At 36.4% G+C, this 17,533-nt stretch carries 18 protein-coding genes and 1 riboswitch; of the genes, 7 read left to right on the forward strand and 11 right to left on the reverse strand.

What is annotated here, in order from left to right; all coding sequences use genetic code 11:
* Window positions 1–413: 413 nt before the first annotated feature.
* Window positions 414–1,025, forward strand: coding sequence for a hypothetical protein (locus tag ACIFOT_RS20615; protein ID WP_430067196.1), 612 nt, complete (start codon window positions 414–416; stop codon window positions 1,023–1,025).
* Between the two features lie 562 nt (window positions 1,026–1,587).
* Here ACIFOT_RS20615 and ssuD read toward each other — a convergent pair.
* From ssuD to ACIFOT_RS20640, 5 genes are all read right to left on the reverse strand, one after another.
* Window positions 1,588–2,724, reverse strand: coding sequence for an FMNH2-dependent alkanesulfonate monooxygenase (ssuD, locus tag ACIFOT_RS20620; protein WP_430067198.1), 1,137 nt, complete (start codon window positions 2,722–2,724; stop codon window positions 1,588–1,590).
* A gap of 56 nt (window positions 2,725–2,780) precedes the next feature.
* Window positions 2,781–3,332 carry an NADPH-dependent FMN reductase gene (gene ssuE / locus ACIFOT_RS20625; protein WP_430067200.1) on the reverse strand — a complete coding sequence of 184 codons (552 nt, stop codon included), beginning with the start codon at window positions 3,330–3,332 and terminating at the stop codon, window positions 2,781–2,783.
* A 121-nt stretch (window positions 3,333–3,453) separates the two neighbouring features.
* The gene (locus ACIFOT_RS20630; RefSeq protein WP_430067202.1) at window positions 3,454–4,323 is read right to left on the reverse strand and encodes an ABC transporter permease; all 870 of its coding nucleotides are present in this window, start codon (window positions 4,321–4,323) and stop codon (window positions 3,454–3,456) included.
* A 12-nt stretch (window positions 4,324–4,335) separates the two neighbouring features.
* On the reverse strand, window positions 4,336–5,361 hold the full coding sequence (locus ACIFOT_RS20635) for an aliphatic sulfonate ABC transporter substrate-binding protein (protein ID WP_430067204.1): 1,026 nt from the start codon (window positions 5,359–5,361) through the stop codon (window positions 4,336–4,338).
* A 15-nt stretch (window positions 5,362–5,376) separates the two neighbouring features.
* Complete coding sequence (locus ACIFOT_RS20640) at window positions 5,377–6,144, reverse strand: ABC transporter ATP-binding protein (protein ID WP_430067206.1); 768 nt, start codon at window positions 6,142–6,144, stop codon at window positions 5,377–5,379.
* Window positions 6,145–6,992: 848 nt separating this feature from the next.
* Between ACIFOT_RS20640 and ACIFOT_RS20645 the strand changes: the two genes are divergently transcribed.
* On the forward strand, window positions 6,993–7,208 hold the full coding sequence (locus ACIFOT_RS20645) for a (4Fe-4S)-binding protein (protein ID WP_223596467.1): 216 nt from the start codon (window positions 6,993–6,995) through the stop codon (window positions 7,206–7,208).
* A 31-nt stretch (window positions 7,209–7,239) separates the two neighbouring features.
* Entirely contained in the window at window positions 7,240–7,524 is a 285-nt protein-coding gene (locus tag ACIFOT_RS20650) for a GNAT family N-acetyltransferase (RefSeq protein WP_430067208.1), read from the forward strand.
* Window positions 7,525–7,858: 334 nt separating this feature from the next.
* Here ACIFOT_RS20650 and ACIFOT_RS20655 read toward each other — a convergent pair whose 3' ends face one another.
* Together ACIFOT_RS20655 and modA are read right to left on the reverse strand one after the other, a co-directional pair.
* Window positions 7,859–8,383: a hypothetical protein gene (locus ACIFOT_RS20655; protein WP_430067210.1), complete on the reverse strand. Its 525-nt coding sequence runs from the start codon at window positions 8,381–8,383 to the stop codon at window positions 7,859–7,861.
* Window positions 8,384–9,104: 721 nt separating this feature from the next.
* Window positions 9,105–9,899, reverse strand: coding sequence for a molybdate ABC transporter substrate-binding protein (gene modA, locus ACIFOT_RS20660; RefSeq protein ID WP_430067211.1), 795 nt, complete (start codon window positions 9,897–9,899; stop codon window positions 9,105–9,107).
* A 154-nt stretch (window positions 9,900–10,053) separates the two neighbouring features.
* On the opposite strand from modA, the gene ACIFOT_RS20665 reads away from it, so the two are divergent.
* Window positions 10,054–10,989: a substrate-binding domain-containing protein gene (locus tag ACIFOT_RS20665; protein WP_430067213.1), complete on the forward strand. Its 936-nt coding sequence runs from the start codon at window positions 10,054–10,056 to the stop codon at window positions 10,987–10,989.
* A 92-nt stretch (window positions 10,990–11,081) separates the two neighbouring features.
* Here the strand turns inward: ACIFOT_RS20665 and ACIFOT_RS20670 are convergent, their stop codons facing one another.
* The 3 genes from ACIFOT_RS20670 to ACIFOT_RS20680 all read right to left on the reverse strand — a co-directional run bounded on the left by ACIFOT_RS20670 (window position 11,082) and on the right by ACIFOT_RS20680 (window position 14,527).
* Window positions 11,082–12,347 (reverse strand): molybdopterin molybdotransferase MoeA, encoded by a 1,266-nt coding sequence (locus ACIFOT_RS20670; RefSeq protein WP_430067215.1) that lies wholly within the window; start codon window positions 12,345–12,347, stop codon window positions 11,082–11,084.
* A gap of 444 nt (window positions 12,348–12,791) precedes the next feature.
* Window positions 12,792–13,799 (reverse strand): DUF3231 family protein, encoded by a 1,008-nt coding sequence (locus ACIFOT_RS20675; protein ID WP_430067217.1) that lies wholly within the window; start codon window positions 13,797–13,799, stop codon window positions 12,792–12,794.
* A 188-nt stretch (window positions 13,800–13,987) separates the two neighbouring features.
* On the reverse strand, window positions 13,988–14,527 hold the full coding sequence (locus tag ACIFOT_RS20680) for a DUF3231 family protein (protein ID WP_430067219.1): 540 nt from the start codon (window positions 14,525–14,527) through the stop codon (window positions 13,988–13,990).
* A gap of 318 nt (window positions 14,528–14,845) precedes the next feature.
* On the opposite strand from ACIFOT_RS20680, the gene ACIFOT_RS20685 reads away from it, so the two are divergent.
* On the forward strand, window positions 14,846–15,136 hold the full coding sequence (locus ACIFOT_RS20685; RefSeq protein ID WP_430067221.1) for a hypothetical protein: 291 nt from the start codon (window positions 14,846–14,848) through the stop codon (window positions 15,134–15,136).
* A 44-nt stretch (window positions 15,137–15,180) separates the two neighbouring features.
* Here the strand turns inward: ACIFOT_RS20685 and ACIFOT_RS20690 are convergent, their stop codons facing one another.
* Window positions 15,181–15,432, reverse strand: coding sequence for a hypothetical protein (locus ACIFOT_RS20690; RefSeq protein ID WP_430067222.1), 252 nt, complete (start codon window positions 15,430–15,432; stop codon window positions 15,181–15,183).
* Window positions 15,433–15,694: 262 nt separating this feature from the next.
* Here ACIFOT_RS20690 and ACIFOT_RS20695 point away from each other — a divergent pair, with 262 nt between their 5' ends.
* Both ACIFOT_RS20695 and ACIFOT_RS20700 read left to right on the forward strand, forming a co-directional pair.
* Window positions 15,695–15,955 carry a Spo0E family sporulation regulatory protein-aspartic acid phosphatase gene (locus ACIFOT_RS20695; RefSeq protein WP_430067224.1) on the forward strand — a complete coding sequence of 87 codons (261 nt, stop codon included), beginning with the start codon at window positions 15,695–15,697 and terminating at the stop codon, window positions 15,953–15,955.
* Window positions 15,956–16,022: 67 nt separating this feature from the next.
* Window positions 16,023–16,106: riboswitch (ZMP/ZTP riboswitch) on the forward strand.
* 73 nt (window positions 16,107–16,179) lie between these two features.
* Window positions 16,180–17,019 carry a bifunctional 5,10-methylenetetrahydrofolate dehydrogenase/5,10-methenyltetrahydrofolate cyclohydrolase gene (locus tag ACIFOT_RS20700; protein WP_430067226.1) on the forward strand — a complete coding sequence of 280 codons (840 nt, stop codon included), beginning with the start codon at window positions 16,180–16,182 and terminating at the stop codon, window positions 17,017–17,019.
* The last annotated feature ends 514 nt before the right edge of the window (window positions 17,020–17,533 follow it).

The raw sequence follows: 17,533 nt of genomic DNA on the forward strand, positions 1-17,533 counted from the left end.
AATTTATTCATTCTCAGCTTTAAAAAGTATCTCAATCTCAAAATTGCCTGTCAAGGAAAGCACTTGACAGCCAATTTTGAGATTGAGGAGCAGTCAGTAAGCTGAGAAGGAGATCCCCTAGCCTTGAAAGGCTGAATCCCAACTAATAAGCAAAGAAGCCGAAAAACGCTTCTCTTCTTAAAGTTGCCCAAAAACCGATCCAAAATCAATTTGTGTAGGGAGCATTGACAGTTTCGTTCATATCAGTACAATTTTTCACAAACTAACTTTATTATTTCCCCTTCAAACGCCAATACAACTCCCTATCAATTTCTCAAAATTGTGGAAATTGTCGAACTTTACTAAATTACATTTAGTCTTCCATATTGTACAATTAGGACAGGGTTTAGGTTTCCAATAATTGGGGGTTCCTAATGAGAAAAGTGAAAGTTTTGATTCTGACAGTTGTATTCCTTTTGACTATGGCCCTGCCAGCAATGGCTCAAAGCAATTCCCCTGTTTACAAAGGTTCTTTTCAAGGTGCTTCGTTCTATGGGTCAGAAGGTACCCTCGATACCAATGTAGACCTTAATACTAACTTTGAAGATAAGGATTCTTACATCCTCTATTACCAATCCTACGATTATGAAAAAGACGAAGCCTTTTATGGCAGCGCTGTAGTTCCAGCAACCAAAGTGGTTTTTGACATTCACAAAGGTACTGCCAAAGTGAATCAGACTGTAGAAGTAAATAAAGTTGAATTTACTTGCGATGAAGAAGGAAATTGCACTGGCGTTGAAACTCCTGCTGGTACTAAGTCTATCAATCTTACCTGGGAATTCAATCCAAAGAGTTATTCTACCTCAAAATATACAGATAAAAATGTCCAGATCGATTTCGACCAGTACATCAAACTTTCTAAGGGTACTTTCAAAGATTACCATAATGTCTCGGTTTCCGGAACCGTCGATGGTAAGGTGACTGATAGTTTTGAGTATTCCGGTGGTAATGTATCCACTGGTTCTTCTTTCGTAATAATTAAGTAAACATTCTGCTAACAAAATCAAAAAAACCTAAACCCTAATTGAAAATGTACATATAAGGCCGGTTAGTCATTAACCGACCTTTTATTTTGTCGCTAGGCTTATGGTTATCATAGCTTTCTTCGTCATTCATTTCTCCTGTTTCTCTTTCAAGTTTAGCTAATTAGTATTTATTATATATAATGTCAATATTCCTTTTCGAGTAACCTGCCCCGTTAGCGGAACTCCATAAACTATTCGTTCTATTTAGTAATGTACTTTTATTTAAATCCTGCTTTAACGATTCCAAATCATAATTCACTAATAAAGGGGACCCACACTCACATAATTGTTGAATTTCGTCAACAGAATAGATAGTATGACACTTTGGGCAGTTAAGGTTGGTCACATAGCTGAATTTCATATAAATCCTCCTCGTAAATGATTAAATCATCTTTTTATCTTATCAACATTTTTTCTATCAATTGGTTTCGATGGCATTTTGCCTTCATGCAGGAATATATATAGTTATTTATGAAAAAAGGAAGAGGTCTATGTCCTCCTCCCTTTTCGCTAATATAAATTATTAAACTTTTTCAGGCACATATTGATTTGCAATGATTTCTCCAATAGGCTGATTGTTTTGTTGAGTGATGTTGATAGCGTCTCTTTTTTTCAACGGTAAATGCGGAAATACTAGCTCTGCAAATTGATATGCTTCTTCCAAATGTGGATATCCGGATAAGATAAAGGTATCGATACCTAACGCAAAATATTCTTTCATCCTCTCTGCCACTTGTGTTGGATTTCCCACAAGTGCTGTTCCAGCACCACCACGAACGAGACCAACCCCTGCCCAAAGGTTCGGGCTGATTTCCAGCGTCTCTCTTCCACCTTTGTGCAGGTTCATCATTCTCTGCTGCCCTACAGAGTCTTGACGGGCTAAAGTACGTTGTGCTGCCTCAATCGTCTCCTGATCTACATATTGAATTAAACGATCAGCAGCTTCCCATGCTTCTTCTTCTGTTTCTCTTACGATTACGTGTAGTCGGATGCCAAATCGTACTGTTCTTCCTTCTTGTTCAGCTAAACGGCGAACTTCCTTTATTTTTTGTTCCACTTGTGCAGGAGGTTCTCCCCATGTTAAGTAAACGTCTGTATGTTTTGCCGCAACGGCTTGGCCAGCTGGGGATGAACCGCCAAAATAGATAGGAGGATGAGGATGCTGTACAGGTGGAAAGAGCAGTTTCCCGCCTTCAATTTTCACATGCTTCCCATCAAATTGAACCTCTTTTCCTTCTAAAAGCTTACGCCAGACAGTTAAAAATTCATCTGTTACTTCATAACGTTCATCATGAGAAAGGAATAATCCATCACCAGCCAATTCTACTGGATCACCACCCGTGACGACATTAATTAAAAGACGTCCATTTGAAATGCGATCCACTGTGGAAGACATTCTTGCTGCAACAGAAGGAGACATTATTCCCGGCCGAACAGCAATCAAAAATTTCAAACGTTCCGTTACAGCAGCCAATGATGACGCTAACGTCCATGGATCCTCACACGATCTTCCTGTTGGAATTAATACCCCTGTATATCCAAGTCGATCAGCCGCTTGAGCGATCTGACGAAAGTAAGTAAAATCAGCTAATCGTCCTCCCTTTGTTGTTCCTAAATACCGGCTGTCCCCATGAGTTGGAATAAACCATAAAATTTCCATTATTACACTCCCTGTATGTTATTAGTTTTTTTTACTAAATATCGTTCATTTTATGTTTATCGAATTTCTTGTAATTCTTTTCGTTGCAATCGTTCCAGTAATTGGCCGATAGCAGATTTCAGCCTTTGCTCAATTTCAGAATCTACAAAAGTAATCTCTTGTCCCGAATAAGTTAATTGTGAATCTACCATATATACAGACTCTACACTCTCCCTTGCACCTAGAACGGAGAAAAGAGGCTTAAATGAGTATTCAAGTGATAAAAGATGCGCATAAGTACCTCCGGTTGCAACTGGAAATACGATTTTACCTTCAAGACTTTTTTCAGGGAGCAAATCTAAAAAGGTTTTTAAAACTCCTGGATAACTCGCCTTATACACTGGACTTACAATGATCACTGCTTCTGCTTGTTCCACTAGCAATTTTGCTTGTTGAATGGCTGGACTATTAAAATTTGCATATATTAAATCTTCTGGAGGCAGATTACGGACAGTAATCGTACTTACTTGATTTCCTTCCTTTATAAGAATACTTTCCAAAAATGCAGAGATAGCAGACGAACGAGATAAAGTAGAAGGGCTGCCAGAAATAATAACGATATTTGACATAAACATCTCTCCTCTTCTTAGGACAAAATAATAGTAATTAATAGATTAAACCTTAAAGTTTTAGTTATTCCGTCGTTTAAGCACTAGTAATCTTCTTTTATTCCCATAACCCTATGAATGTTTAAGCAGCATTTTCGCCCTGATAACTATCCCGCCATTTTAAGAATCTTGACTCTAATACACGAACAAGCGAATCACCTATTTTACCGCCAAGAGCGAAGATAATAATACCGACAAAAACAACCTCGGTGCGGGTAAATTGTCTTGCATCCATAATCAAATAGCCGATACCTTCGCTTGCCCCCATCAATTCGGAAACAACTAATCCCAGCCAAGCAGCGCCTAAGGATAGGCGAACCCCAAGTAAAATATTGGGGAGAGCAGCCGGAAAAATCAGTTTGGTTACTTGATTCCATCTACTAAATTCCAAAATGCGTGCTACATCAAATAATTTTTTATCTACTCCGCGAATGCCCAATAATGTATTTACATATAGGGGGAAAAATGCTCCTAGTGCAATTAACAATTCCTTTGATAATTCTCCTAAACCGAACCATAGAATAAATAATGGTGATAATGCTAAATGGGGCACGGTTCGTAACATTTGCAAAGAAGGATCAACAAATTGCTCTGCTTTATTAGAGAGACCGGTCAACGTCCCAAACAGTAGACCCAAACTTGCACCTAATATAAATCCAATTAAAGCACGAAAAACGCTAATTTTTATATGCCCAAATAATTCACCTGTTCTAGCTAATTCCAGAAAGGAATGAAAAATATCTAAAGGTGTAGGTAATATCGTATTAGACACATGTAGAAGTGATCCTGCCAACTGCCATACAACTACTATAATGATGGGTAACACCAAGCCGCGTGTCATTATTAATGCAGAGCCTTGGAATTTAGTGCTCTTCGCCTGTTTCGTAACTGCAGGATTCCTAAATTTACTCTCCAAATTTTCAGATGGAAATGCTAGTTTTGCTTTGCTCATCTCAAAACCACCTCACTTAGTTTTTTCTTCCTTCAGTTCCTTTAATGCTTTCTTAATGTACGAATTATCGACTACCTTTGATGTATCGATTTTATTTGTAATTGCTTTAAGGGAATACTGGAAATCTGCTGTTTCCTGCTGTGCTTTAATGATTTCTTCAGATATTGGAAGATTAAGAGATTCATTTTTTTCGAGTACATTGCTTATGACATCCTTATCAATTTTTTTAGCATTTGCATACAAATCGATTGCATCTTCACGGTTCTCTTTTTCAAATAAACGCGCTTTTTCGTATACCTTTAGAAAGCGTACAACAAGATCAGGATGCTCTTTAGCAAATTCTGTACGTGCAATTACGAATCCCGGTGAATAAACATTCAATGATTTACCATTCGCTAGTATTCTTGCGTTTTTCTTTAAAGTCTGTAGAGAAACAAAAGGCTCCCAGATGGACCAAGCATCAACAGCTCCTGATTCAAACGCCGGCTGTGCTTCATCTGGCTGCAATTGGATAATTTCTACATCACCAGGCTTCAAACCAGCTTTCTCCAAAGCACGGTACAGTACATTGAACCCACTGCTTCCTTTTGCCACTGCAATTTTTTTCCCTTTTAAATCCTTTAGTGTTTTTAACGGACTGTCTTTACGAACAATAATCGCGTTTCCTTTAAGCCCATCGCTAGAACTTGCAATTTCCTTAAACTGAATATTTGCTGCCTGCCCTGCAATTACAGGTGAATTGCCGACTGCGCCAAAGTCCAATCGATTAGCTGCCATTGCTTCGAAATGCGGAGGACCGCTTTGGAATACCGTCCAGTTTACTTTTACACCAACCTTTTTAAATTCTTCTTCGAACCAACCTTTTTGCTTTGCAATCAATAACGGTCCCAAGCTTTGTTGGATTCCTATGTTAACTGTCAAGTTTCCATTCTTTCCTGCAGCTGTATTTGCTGTTGTCGTTTTTGATGAGCATCCCGATAAAATCCCTATCATAATTGCTGTAAATATTAATAAAGAAACCTTAAACTTTTTAAACATCTTTTCCATCCTCCTCTAAATACCTGAGCCTTCAATCAACTGAAGTTCTTCTACTTTCTCAAATTCACTTAGTACCTTTTGTCTAAATTCTTGAAATGAGTGACTCGCTCTTTTGCGATGATGCGGTAAATCGATGGGAATAATATTGCTGATTTGGCCTGGTCTTGCACTCATGATCACGACTCGATCAGCAAGATAAATAGATTCATCAATGTCATGCGTAACTAGAATCATAGTTGTTTTTTTCTGTTGCCAAATATCTAACAGCACATCCTGTAAATGTGTTCGAGTAAAGGCATCAAGTGCACCGAACGGTTCATCCAGCAGCAGCACTTCTGGATCCCTCAATAATGCTCTAGCAATCGCCACCCGTTGTGACATCCCTCCTGAAAGCTCCTTTGGATATGCTTTTTCAAACCCTTTCAATCTTACAATTTCAATGAGTTCATCAACTCTTTTGCGGACATTAGGGTCTTTGAGGGATAAATCAGCTGCAATGTTCCTCTCCACCGTCAGCCAAGGGAAGAGGCGGTGTTCCTGGAAAACAAATCCTTGTTTGATGCTTGGCCCTGCAATTTCTTGGTTATTGATTTTAATAGATCCTTCATATTCGTTATCAAGGCCCGCAATAAGCTTCAATAGTGTACTCTTACCACATCCGCTCGGTCCGATAACGGTTACGAATTCGCCTTGTTTTATTTGGAAATTAACATTTTGTAATACTTGGTTTTTTTTATGCTGTTTAATGAATGATTTATTCAATGACTCCACTGAAACACCCATGATCCTTCTCCTCCTTTTAAATGTGGAATAAACAATCATTAACTTTTCTATCTGAATAGCATTTGTACGTTTTCACACATTTTAAATGCCACCCCCTTATATAACTTTTCCTATAAGATAACTTGGTTTAATTGGCAAAAAAATCACTAAACTTTAACAGAACTTAAAATAATTGGGAATATTTTATAATAAAAAAACTCCAACTCCTAGCTAAATACTAAGAGTTGGAGCCTTCAGTTGTCTGATAGACTCTGTATATTTTAATTATGGCAAAAGCACAATAAATACAAACAATTCATAATTAATAATTTTTTCATATTGTTAATATAAAAAAACTTTTCCAATCTGTCAACTCGGAATTTATATTTTTTATTTCTAATGCTGTTCTACTGCATTTTATGGTTTTATCTTCCTGGTTGTAGTTCTGTCTCAACGAATACAAAAATTTATGCCCACTTAAGTGGCAGCCTAGACAAGAATGTATAGAAACTCTTGCACCCGTTAGTTTAAGTACAATTTTTCACAAACCTACTCAATTACCACTTATTTATTACATGAATGCTGCCCCTTTACTGTTTATATTTCTGTGGAATAAAATCCAATTATAAATAACATCACTACGTCTACATTATTTTATTTTTAAATAACAAGTCTCAAATTGGAGATTCCTCATAACATAAAGTACTATTAAATTAATATTGTTTTTCAAAAATTTATCATGTTGCTACCAAGTGGCTCGCTCGTTTGTTGGTAAAAACCCATCATACAGTTTTGTGAAATTTAGATCAGAGGAAGAATTAAGAGGAATTTAAAATTTATTCCCACAGAACTATTAGAAGGAGGATATTATGAGCGAAAATATTAAAACTTATGAAGCTGAAGGTATCAAAATATATTGGAAACCCAATATTTGCAAACATGCAGCAGAATGTGTAAAAGGATTGCCAAGTGTATTCAATACCCAGAAAAGACCTTGGGTATCACCACAGAATGCAACAGCTGAAAAAATCATGGAAGTGATTGATCGTTGTCCAAGCAGAGCACTTACTTATGAGCAAAAATAAACAGAACTAAAAAAGTTAGGAGAATGAGGAAATGACTGAAATTAAAATGGGCAAGAATGAATTCTATATTGAGGAATCTAATGAAATTATTGCAAGAATTCAATTTATCCCAAGCGGAAAAGATGTAAATGGAAGAAATTTAATTATTGTAAGCCATACAGTTGTATACGAGGGACATAATGGTCGTGGATTAGGCAAAAAATTAGTAAATAAGATAGCTGAATATGCAAGAGATGAAAACTTATATATTATTCCTGTATGTCCTTACGCAAAAAGTGTTCTTGAAAGTAAGTATCAAGGTGTACTAGCAAATTGATGCCATTTTATTATATATGCGTTGAATCAGCTACACTTAACTGGACAAAAAAATAAGGTCAAGTAGACTAATCAGTAACTCAAGGCATACTGCTAGCCAAAACTCATCTTTTACACTGCCATTTGCTACGCTTTTGTAATTTATGGCTTCCAATTATTCATAACTCGTAATAAATCCAGTAGGTAAACTGGATTTTTTTCGTCGCAATTATGTCAAATTCGACATTCATAACCAACCCCTTAATTAACTAACCTGTCCCGTTAGCACAAAAAGAAAAAGCTGCCCCAACGACAGCTAAATAGATTTCCGATAAAGAAACCCTACATACGGCAACTTAAGTGTTCTTATAATGAGTTTCGGATTCCATCTTTTTTTTGTGGTGGAAAAGAAGGAACTCATAATAGGATATGAATAGAGAAATAACCAGCAAATAGGTGGGAAAAGAATAGACCAATTTCCACCCGTGATATGTAAAGACATGCAATTTTACAATGACAAATTCGAAACAAATAGAAAAAAGGGACCAACTTAGAATATAAAATACAATCTTCATTTTTTTCGGTCTAAACCATTCATAAAAATACACACAAAGATACCCAAACGGAATATAAGCTCCGCTTAATAAAATATCAAACACTTCATACTTCTCCGAATCATTGATTCGATATACGTCATAAGGAGATATGGCAGCAATGCTATGGTCGATGATGTTCGGAATAGCAAGACTTAATAGGACGATTAAGTAAGAAACTTCGGTAGGCATTCTTTTAGGCAGCCTCACCAAGAAAATACTTAAAACCAGAACAATGATAATGAACCATTCATTTTGATCAAAGTGTTTCGGTAAATATAAAAACATGGGTACCAAAACTCCTCTTAAAAAAATTTTCTCCTAAATTTCATCCATAAAAAATAAGAAACGAGTAAAATAAAGGACTTTTCAATAAAAGAATAGACAATATTCCACTTAACATCTTGAAGAACTCCCAAACTGAGCAAACCATATTCACCCAGCATTAAAATTAATATTGCCACGAAAAGAATGAAACATTTTGCTGTTTTTCGATTGAATCTCAACGAAACCTCAAAAAAGAGCACGATCAAAAGCGGAAGAAGAATTAATCTATCAAAAGCATAAGCCCAAAAATCCCCTATCTTCGTCGATACTTTCATCCAGGTTAAATTAACGTATATGATCCAAGATATCGGTTGCATGAGTAGCCACACGACAAGCCAAATAAAAATGATTTCAAAAATATGCATTTTTTTGGGTGTAACACAAGATGAAATGAGAATTAATAAAATGACGGATGATATGATGGATATATTCATAAATTCCCCTTATTTCAATAAGTTATGGGATAAATCAAAAACATTCCATAAAATAATGAGCCGCGTAATTTTGTAACCACTCAATTATTTTTCTTCATTATTATCATTATTTCTAAAGAAAAAGGGATTAGTCAAAGAAGATTAAAATAGTAACATAACCAGTGGGAACTTTTCTTTAGTGAATAAAAAAAGCGATGCCTTATTTAAGCATCGCCCTCGATCGACCAAAATCTTGTTGCCATTTTTCACTATTTTAATTTTTTAAATCCATACTCTTCTAACGTCTTCATTGATTGGTCATTTTGAAGATAATCGTAGAATAGTTTGGCTTCTTTTGTATGGGTGCTACTTTTGATTACGCCTACTGGATATATAATCGGATCGTGTGCGTCTTCCTTTGCAGTAGCAACAATTTTAACCTTTTGAGAAGTTAATGCATCTGTCTTATAGACAATACCTGCGTCAACATTGTTCGTCTCGACATAAGTAAGCACTTGTCGAACATCTTTTCCATATACCACTTTTCCTTCGATTGATTTCCAAACATTTAACATATCCAGGGTCTGCTTACCATATTGCCCCGCTGGAACAGACTCGGGGGTACCAAGTGCTACCTTATCAGCTTTTGCAAGGTCTTCGAAGGTTTTAATTCCTTTATTTGAATCTTTTGGTACTACCAAGACAAGGTCGTTACCTACTAAATCTGTTCCATTTTTCTTTTCAATAAGGCCATCTTGTACTAATTTTTGAAATTTGTCCTCAGCAGCAGAAAAAAACAGATCGACAGGTGCTCCCTGAGAAATTTGCTGCTGAAGTGCACCGGAAGCTCCGAAGTTATAGTTTAAAGTTACATTAGGGTGTTCTTTTTCAAAATCTGCTTTAATATCAGTTAAGGCATTCTGCAAACTTGCTGCTGCTGAAATGGTTAATTCTACTTTCTTTTCAGAAGCTGTTTTTTTCGTTTGTTCTTCTTTTGCGCATCCAGATAATGCTAATAAAAATAGCATCATCGTGAAAAATATAAGATTTAATTTTTTCATCACACTCTCCCTTTCACACCAATCATAACTACATATAACTAATTATAATTAGTTATATTTAAAATGAATAGAATATATATCACATTTTGCCATTTCTTTATAGAGAATTTACTTTTATTTAATGAAGTAAGTTAAAATAAAAGATGGAGGGATATATATGTCAAAGGAGCTTTCCTATACCATTGAAGAGGTTTCACAGCTTTTAAAAGTATCGAAATTAACCCTTTATGACCTTGTAAAAAAAGGGGAGCTGCCTGTATTTCGTGTAGGAAGACAGATGAGAATTGATGCAAAAGACTTGGATAATTATATAAAAAGTCATAAAACGAATCAGGAGCCTTCGCCTACACCCCCTGTTATGGATTTCCACAAGAATGGAACAAAGGATACACTAAACATTGTCATTAGTGGACAAGACATCGTTTTAGATATTCTAGGTAAACACATTGAGAAAAATTCATCCTTTAAATCACTTAGATCTTTTACTGGAAGTCTAAACAGCCTTATCTCTATGTATACTGGCGAAGGTGACATCGTTAGCTTGCATCTGTTTGACGGGGATACAGGCGAGTATAACCTGCCGTACGTTAAAAAAATTATGGTGAGTAATCCTTTTATTTTGATCAATCTTCTTTCAAGAAAAGCTGGTTTGTACGTAAAAAAAGGAAACCCTTTAAATCTCACCTCTTGGGCTGATTTAAAACGAAATGATGTGAAAATCATTAACAGAGAGAAGGGGTCTGGAGCAAGGATTCTTCTTGATGAACAGCTTAGAATCAACAAGATTCCCTTTAGAAACATTAAGGGGTATGAACATGAAGAAACCAACCACTTAAGTGTTGCTTCAGCAGTCTCTACTGGAATAGCAGATGTAGGAGTGGGAATTGAGAAAGCGGCTAAAATCGTTGGAATTGATTTTGTTCCATTAATTACAGAACGATATGACCTGATTATAGTAAAAACCCCAAAAACCGAAGGACTAATAAGTTCCGTAAAAGCGATTCTATCTTCTCGGCAATTTCAGTCAGAAATAAACTCATTAGGAGATTATGATACCTCACAGACAGGAAAAATTATATACGAGACATACTAAAAGAAGGCTTCTAACATTTCAGGAGCCTTCTTTTTTGAACGTAAATCAGTTCTTTGGATGGACAGTTGATACTTGTAAACTACTCTAGCTCCTTACCACGGCCACTCGCTGCCTTCAACATCTTCAAGAAGCAGCACATCGACTGCCGACCCCGCTTTGAAACCTGTCGGCCCGCCTGGCAACACCATTAAAACATTTGCTGTTGCTATGGTTGAAACCATACTTGATTTATCAAATCCACTTGGTACGACTTGTAACCCCATATCGCTATAAGACAGATAACTTCGAACAAAACGAGTAAATGAATTTGAAGTTGCAACATCTGCTTGTAAAATTGCTTTTGCTTTTTTTAAATGAGGCTTTTTTGAGCCAAATAAGGTTTTAATTATGGGTCTTACAAAAAGCTCAAACCCCACATAACAAGCTGAAGGATTCCCTGAAAGACCAAACAACAATTTACCGTTCAATTCGGCAACGGTCGTGACACTTCCTGGCCGCATAGCAATTTTGTTAAATAATACACGTGCTCCCAGCTTCTCATAAATGCCAGGTAAAAAATCGAAGTCACCAACCGATACTCCACCTGTTGTGATCAATATATCTACTTGGTTAATTGCATTTGAAATAGCTTTATAGCAGTCTTCGAAATTATCGGCTAACTTTCCAAAGTAATGAGGAATAGCACCAACACGTTCAATTTGTGCATGCACCATATGGGCATTACTATTCCGAATTCTCCCAGGTTCAAGTTCTTCATGGACATCTAACAGTTCAGTTCCTGTTGCATAAATGCCAATACGGGGTTTTTTAACAACTTTAACTTGATGATAACCAAATGTTGCAAGTAACGCTTGAACACCAGGGTTAATATATGTGCCTTTCGGTACTAATACATTTCCTTTTTTTACATCTTCACCTTTAAATGATACATTGTCACCCGTTTGAAAAGATCTTTCTATGGACATGTATTTTTTTCCGTCTTTCTCAAATTCCTTTGTTGACTCAAGTAAGACAACAGTATCACAGAGATCTGGCATTTGTGCACCTGTCATAATACGGACTGCTTGAAACGGTTTCACTTCTTTCGTTACAACATGACCAGCACCGATTTCTTCAATGACCTCAAAAACAACAGGATCGTGACTGTTTGCTGTTTGTGAATCTTTTGAACAAATCGCAAAACCATCATAGCCAGAACGATTAAAATGAGGTACATCATGGTCTGCTATTAAATCTTCGCTTAAGTACCGTCCAAAAGCTTGCTCAAGCTTCACTTCTTCCACTTCTCCAAAACGAGCAAATTTCATAACTTTTTCAACTGCTTCTCCAACTTGAATGGGGGTTCTTATTTCTACCATGATCAATTCTTCCTTTTCTAAATGGAGTAAATTACTAAAACACCCAGAATATTATGATTAGATTTATTTGATTATAACAAATTATAACAAGCAATAATTGAACAATATTTCTTTAATATACATAAATATCCAAAGTTTGGTAATAAATAAGATAAGGGAGCCATCTCATGTTTTTTGGATTGAAGAAAAAACTTGCTACAATCTTTTTTATGGCTGTTGGAGCTGGAATACTCACCACTCTTTATACTTCAATACTCTTCCTTTATGTTTATAAAATCAACAAAAAAAACGCTAGGTACAAAAATACTAGCGTTTACTATCCGTACAATTTTATTGAGAAATGATATTCATTTTTTTTCTCCACTATCCTGCCTCGTTAGTCAAACAAAAAAAATAACCGCCGCTGCGATCATTTCTTTTATTCTTGAATTCTTTCCCTATTCATTATTTATTTTGGTTTCTAAGTGATTCCCGGTCAATGGATTGGGGAGGTTTTTCAAACCATCCATGTTCAATTAAGATTCTTGCCCCTTCCTCTGCATAAGCCCCGATCCTAAGGATGTACCCTTCATAATTGACCGTTAAATCTTTTCGCAGTGAGGCGGCAATGGCAAGTCCAAAATCCCCAAGACCAATAGCACTTTGGGCATTCGTATGGAATAACATTAATTTATCTGAAAATGGTGCCTCTGTGCTGCTTGTAACAGTGGAATCCCATGTGGAGGGATAAGAATTATCATCTTCTTTTAGTTTTATCATAAAATCTTCAACCATTTTCTTTCCTAATTCATATCCATCTTTAAAGTAATCACTAATTTTTTTGGATTGAGCGACTTGACTAAATCCTAATAGGATTGTTTTCGCCACATTTGCGACCTCGATATTAACCCCTAAATGGGCTATTTCCATTGCAAGGAGCGGCCGTCGATGACCTACTAATCCACCAAGGAATTTTTTATCTGTAACAAACTCCACTTTATCAGGATAACTTATATACGGAGATCGGATAAAGAGCCCTTTTTCCTGCATCAGTTCTGTATTACGGTCATACAACGTTTCTGTTTGGTTTGAAAACTGTTTGAACAAGTTACGAATGTCTTTACGAGCAGAGACGGACTTGGCCAAGCTATATGAATTCAATCCCGTTCTCCCCATATGATGCAAGTAACGCATGTAAGTAACATCCGAAAAAAGTTTCTTAGCTTGCAAGTTAACATCTTGTTCCCCAAATCCAATTGGGAGTGGAATATCTTCTTTTGTAAATAGATCCGATATTTGAGCCACATGGTCATAAGAATAGCTAAGAGCAAGTTTAAGAATGGGTTTAATGTCCTGATCTTCGCATGTTTGTAAAAAATGTTTTAGAACACAAATAGACATGGTGTCACCAATATAGGTACTCCACAACATCGAAAGTTCAGAAGATGTTATTTTGGGTAAGTGTTCAACCATTAATATTCAATCCCATCACATATTTTCTTTTATTATTCCTGTAAATATGGCAGATAATGCAAAAAAAGAAAGGGAGTTGTTCATACTCTCCTCTCGCTTAAAATTTAACTATCCTCTACATTACATGAATAAGAAAAATGCTTTACTCCTGTTGAAGTAAAGCACCCGATCGTTTTAGTTAATAGCAGTTAGGAACCAGGCGGAGTGTAAAATGGCGGTACTTTAATCCATCCGCGTTTACGCATTAAATGTTTTAATCTAGTAGCGAAGGCAAATTTTTCTGTTTGAAACTGAATAAATAATAAACCAACATCTGTACGAATCGATTCAGAGGCAGCACCAGCTGCACGCATAATTAAACTTAAGATTTTTAATGATAATTCGTTTGCTATCACATCATCCGTTAATTTAACTCCTGGGGGGATACTATTAGAGTCTGATTTTGGCATATCTTCAGGGGCAGAAGGCAGCGGAATTCCTTCCTTAATCATGAAATCATGGAGTTGTTTTCTTTGACTGGTTCCTAATTTCATATCTTCTTCAAGTATTGCTTTTAGTTCTTCATCTGTTGTGGTATTTATACCTGCTTGAACAGTTGTTTTAGCCAATTCAAGTCCTGCTAAGTAAATCCAGCATGACATCACTTCTCCCACATGAAGTGGTTGGTCTTCGTCTTGAACTGTAAGTGATTTCATTGCATCAATGACAGTTTCCAAAATATTTACCATGCGAAACCCTCCAGAACTGGTACTATAATACATATTGTTTGTACGGAAAAATTTTTTTATTCAGAGGGGTGCCACCAGCATTTCAGAAATTTTGTACACTTAGTAAATTTTAGCCTAAATTAATTCGCATAACATCGATACATTAACCAAAAAAACTGACTCAAAAACTTTGAGACAGCTTCCCATTTTATCTTAAGTTAATTTTTAAATCGCCCACTTGAAGGCCGCAGTTTTGGCGGTCTTTGACTGGGGCAAAGTAGAGGACGTATTGGTCACGCGGTCCGTATGCTTCCGCCTTGCTGTGAAGAATACTGGCATATGGTACAAATCGCTGCCTTTCGCTTTGACTGTGCGAATGACACCGATGACATCCTGGACATCTCCATTCAGGCCTTTAAGCAGCTTATTCGAAAAATAAAATTGACCAAACTTGTTAAAAAGCCGATTGCTTACTTTTATGGAATCGTGAACAACAAATTCATGAAATACTATTCAGAAAAGATCGCTGCAACCGGCACGAAAAGGCATATATCCTATGGATTTATTGATGGCATAGACCCAGACTGGGATTGGCTGGAGACCACAGGGACGGTTCCCATGGCAGGTTGAGTCCAGGAGAACCGTCCCCAAGGAGCTTCCCTATTGATTGGCTTTTACCAATAGATATCATCCAATGTAGGAATTGGCCGGCTTTCTATTTCTTTTACTACCTGAGTGATATCTTCTGACCCGTTCACAATCACTTTTTTAATGACCGTTTTACGAAATCCGCTTTCCCATTTTTTGTCTTGTATAAATTGATAGGCTACCTTTGGAATTTCGCTTTTATTCCGTGCATAAAAATATCCACTAGAAGAAACACCTGAACCATCGATCGTTAAGTTAACATCCAGAAGGAACTCCATAATATCACCCCTTGCTCTATTATAGAACGCATGTTCGTTTTAACACAACAGGTACGGTTCTCATGGTTTCTGATGAGGTTAGTTAAAACCAGAAGAACCGTCCCCATGTCACGTGTCGAAAACCTACACTCTTCGTCTATTTTTGTCTCCTTTTATCTTGTTTTATCGAATCTATTCCATATTAGGTAAAGAATGCTATAATTCATCTCAATAAAGATTACTTTACTAAAAGTTTACTGAAATTTACGAGGTGATATCTGCAATGAGACTGGAGCACTTTGAAGAGGCAATTAATGAGAAAAAGGCCGAAATGATTCATTTAGGAATGACAAAAGGACTTCAAAATGAAGAAACGATCTATTGCAGCCAAGAACTAGACAAACTACTGAACGATTATAATAGGTTATTATTGGACGCTAAACATACTAAATCAATAAATCATTACGTTGACCTTCCCTCTATTCTTATTAAACAACTACATAGAATTTTATCGATTCAATACAGATATTTTTTTATTAATTGAAAACACCAACTTCCACTTGGTCTTCTTGACATTTTTCTTTTATATGTTATCTTTTTGTTATAAATGAAGCAGTCACAGTAACTGACGACATCCGTGGAAAAGACCACAAGGAAGCTGTGATTGGAATTGTCGGGTCGTCTGGGCAGAGATAAGGGGATTATCCTTTTTAGAGATAAGGATATTGTCCTTATCTCTTTTTTATTATCATTCCTGGAGGCGAAAATATGGAGAAAATCATTTTGGATGGAAATGTTGTAGCTCAAAATATAAAGGATCAATTAAAAGGACGAATTGAATCATTAAAAAACAATGGAATCACACCATGCCTTGCCACGATTTTAGTTGGTAATAATCCTTCCTCAGAAACATACGTAAGAATGAAGGGGAATGCTTGTAAAAAATTAGGTATAAATTCTATTCGTGTACATTTACCTGAAGAAACAACGACAAACGAATTATTAGAAACAATTAGAGAATTAAACGAAGATCCAACTGTACATGGTATCCTTTTACAACATCCAGTTCCACCGCAGATTGATGAACGAATGGCTTTCGAAGCAATCGATATTCGCAAAGATGTAGATGGTGTTACAAGTGCTGGGTACGGTCAGACTGCATTGGGATTTGGAAATTATCCATCATGTACTCCAGCAGCCATTATGGAAATTATAAAATATTACAAGATTTCACTCGAAGGTAAACATGCCGTTGTTGTTGGTAGAAGCCCAATCCTAGGTAAGCCTGTTTCTGCGTTGCTTCTTAACGAAAATGCTACGGTTACAACTTGTCATTCTAAAACGGCTAATTTACCTGATATTTTAAAACTAGCAGATATTGTGGTTGCTGCCGTTGGTAAGCCCCAATTTATTCAAGGAAGTTGGATAAAGGAGGGCTCCGTTGTCCTAGATGCGGGATATAACAAAGGAAATATTGGAGATATAGATTATGAGAGTTGTTATCAGGCTGCAGGTGCCATAACACCTGTGCCCGGTGGTGTAGGCCCTGTTACCATTGCCATGTTGCTGAAACACACTGTTGATTCTGCTGAGAAATATATGTTTTAAAGACAAATAGGAAGCTATTCTTGTAAGACTACGGTTCTCATGGTTCAAAAAACCGTGAGAACCGTCCCCTTGGTATTCTTTGTTTTTTTACACAAAAAAAATTGCCCTCAAGACTGTTCGAAACAATCATTGAGGGCGTCCAGTAATATTTATAAAAGGGGGTCTTGAAAAAGCTTGTCCTAAGGATAGCTCATTATTCTTAATAAAGTCTTAACATACTGCAGTAGTGGAAAGTTTTCTTTATTAAATGATTCCCGTGTCCTCGTTAAATCTATGGCTTTGTTTCAATCAAGGAAATTAGCCATAATCTAGTCAATAAATTTTTTTGTAGAAAAAACGATAGGGATCTGTCAGATAAATCGACAATATTCCCCAGGGAATGATTAGATTCGTTCCAACCTACTTGATTCTACTATTTATCTTCTTTTCCTACACAAACGTTTGATTAAAGAATACTTAAAGCCTATCTCCTATGGGCTTCTTCCATGTAATACGGTGAAAAGGTTGTCGATTT

The sequence above is a fragment of the Neobacillus sp. NRS-1170 genome (assembly GCF_050468025.1).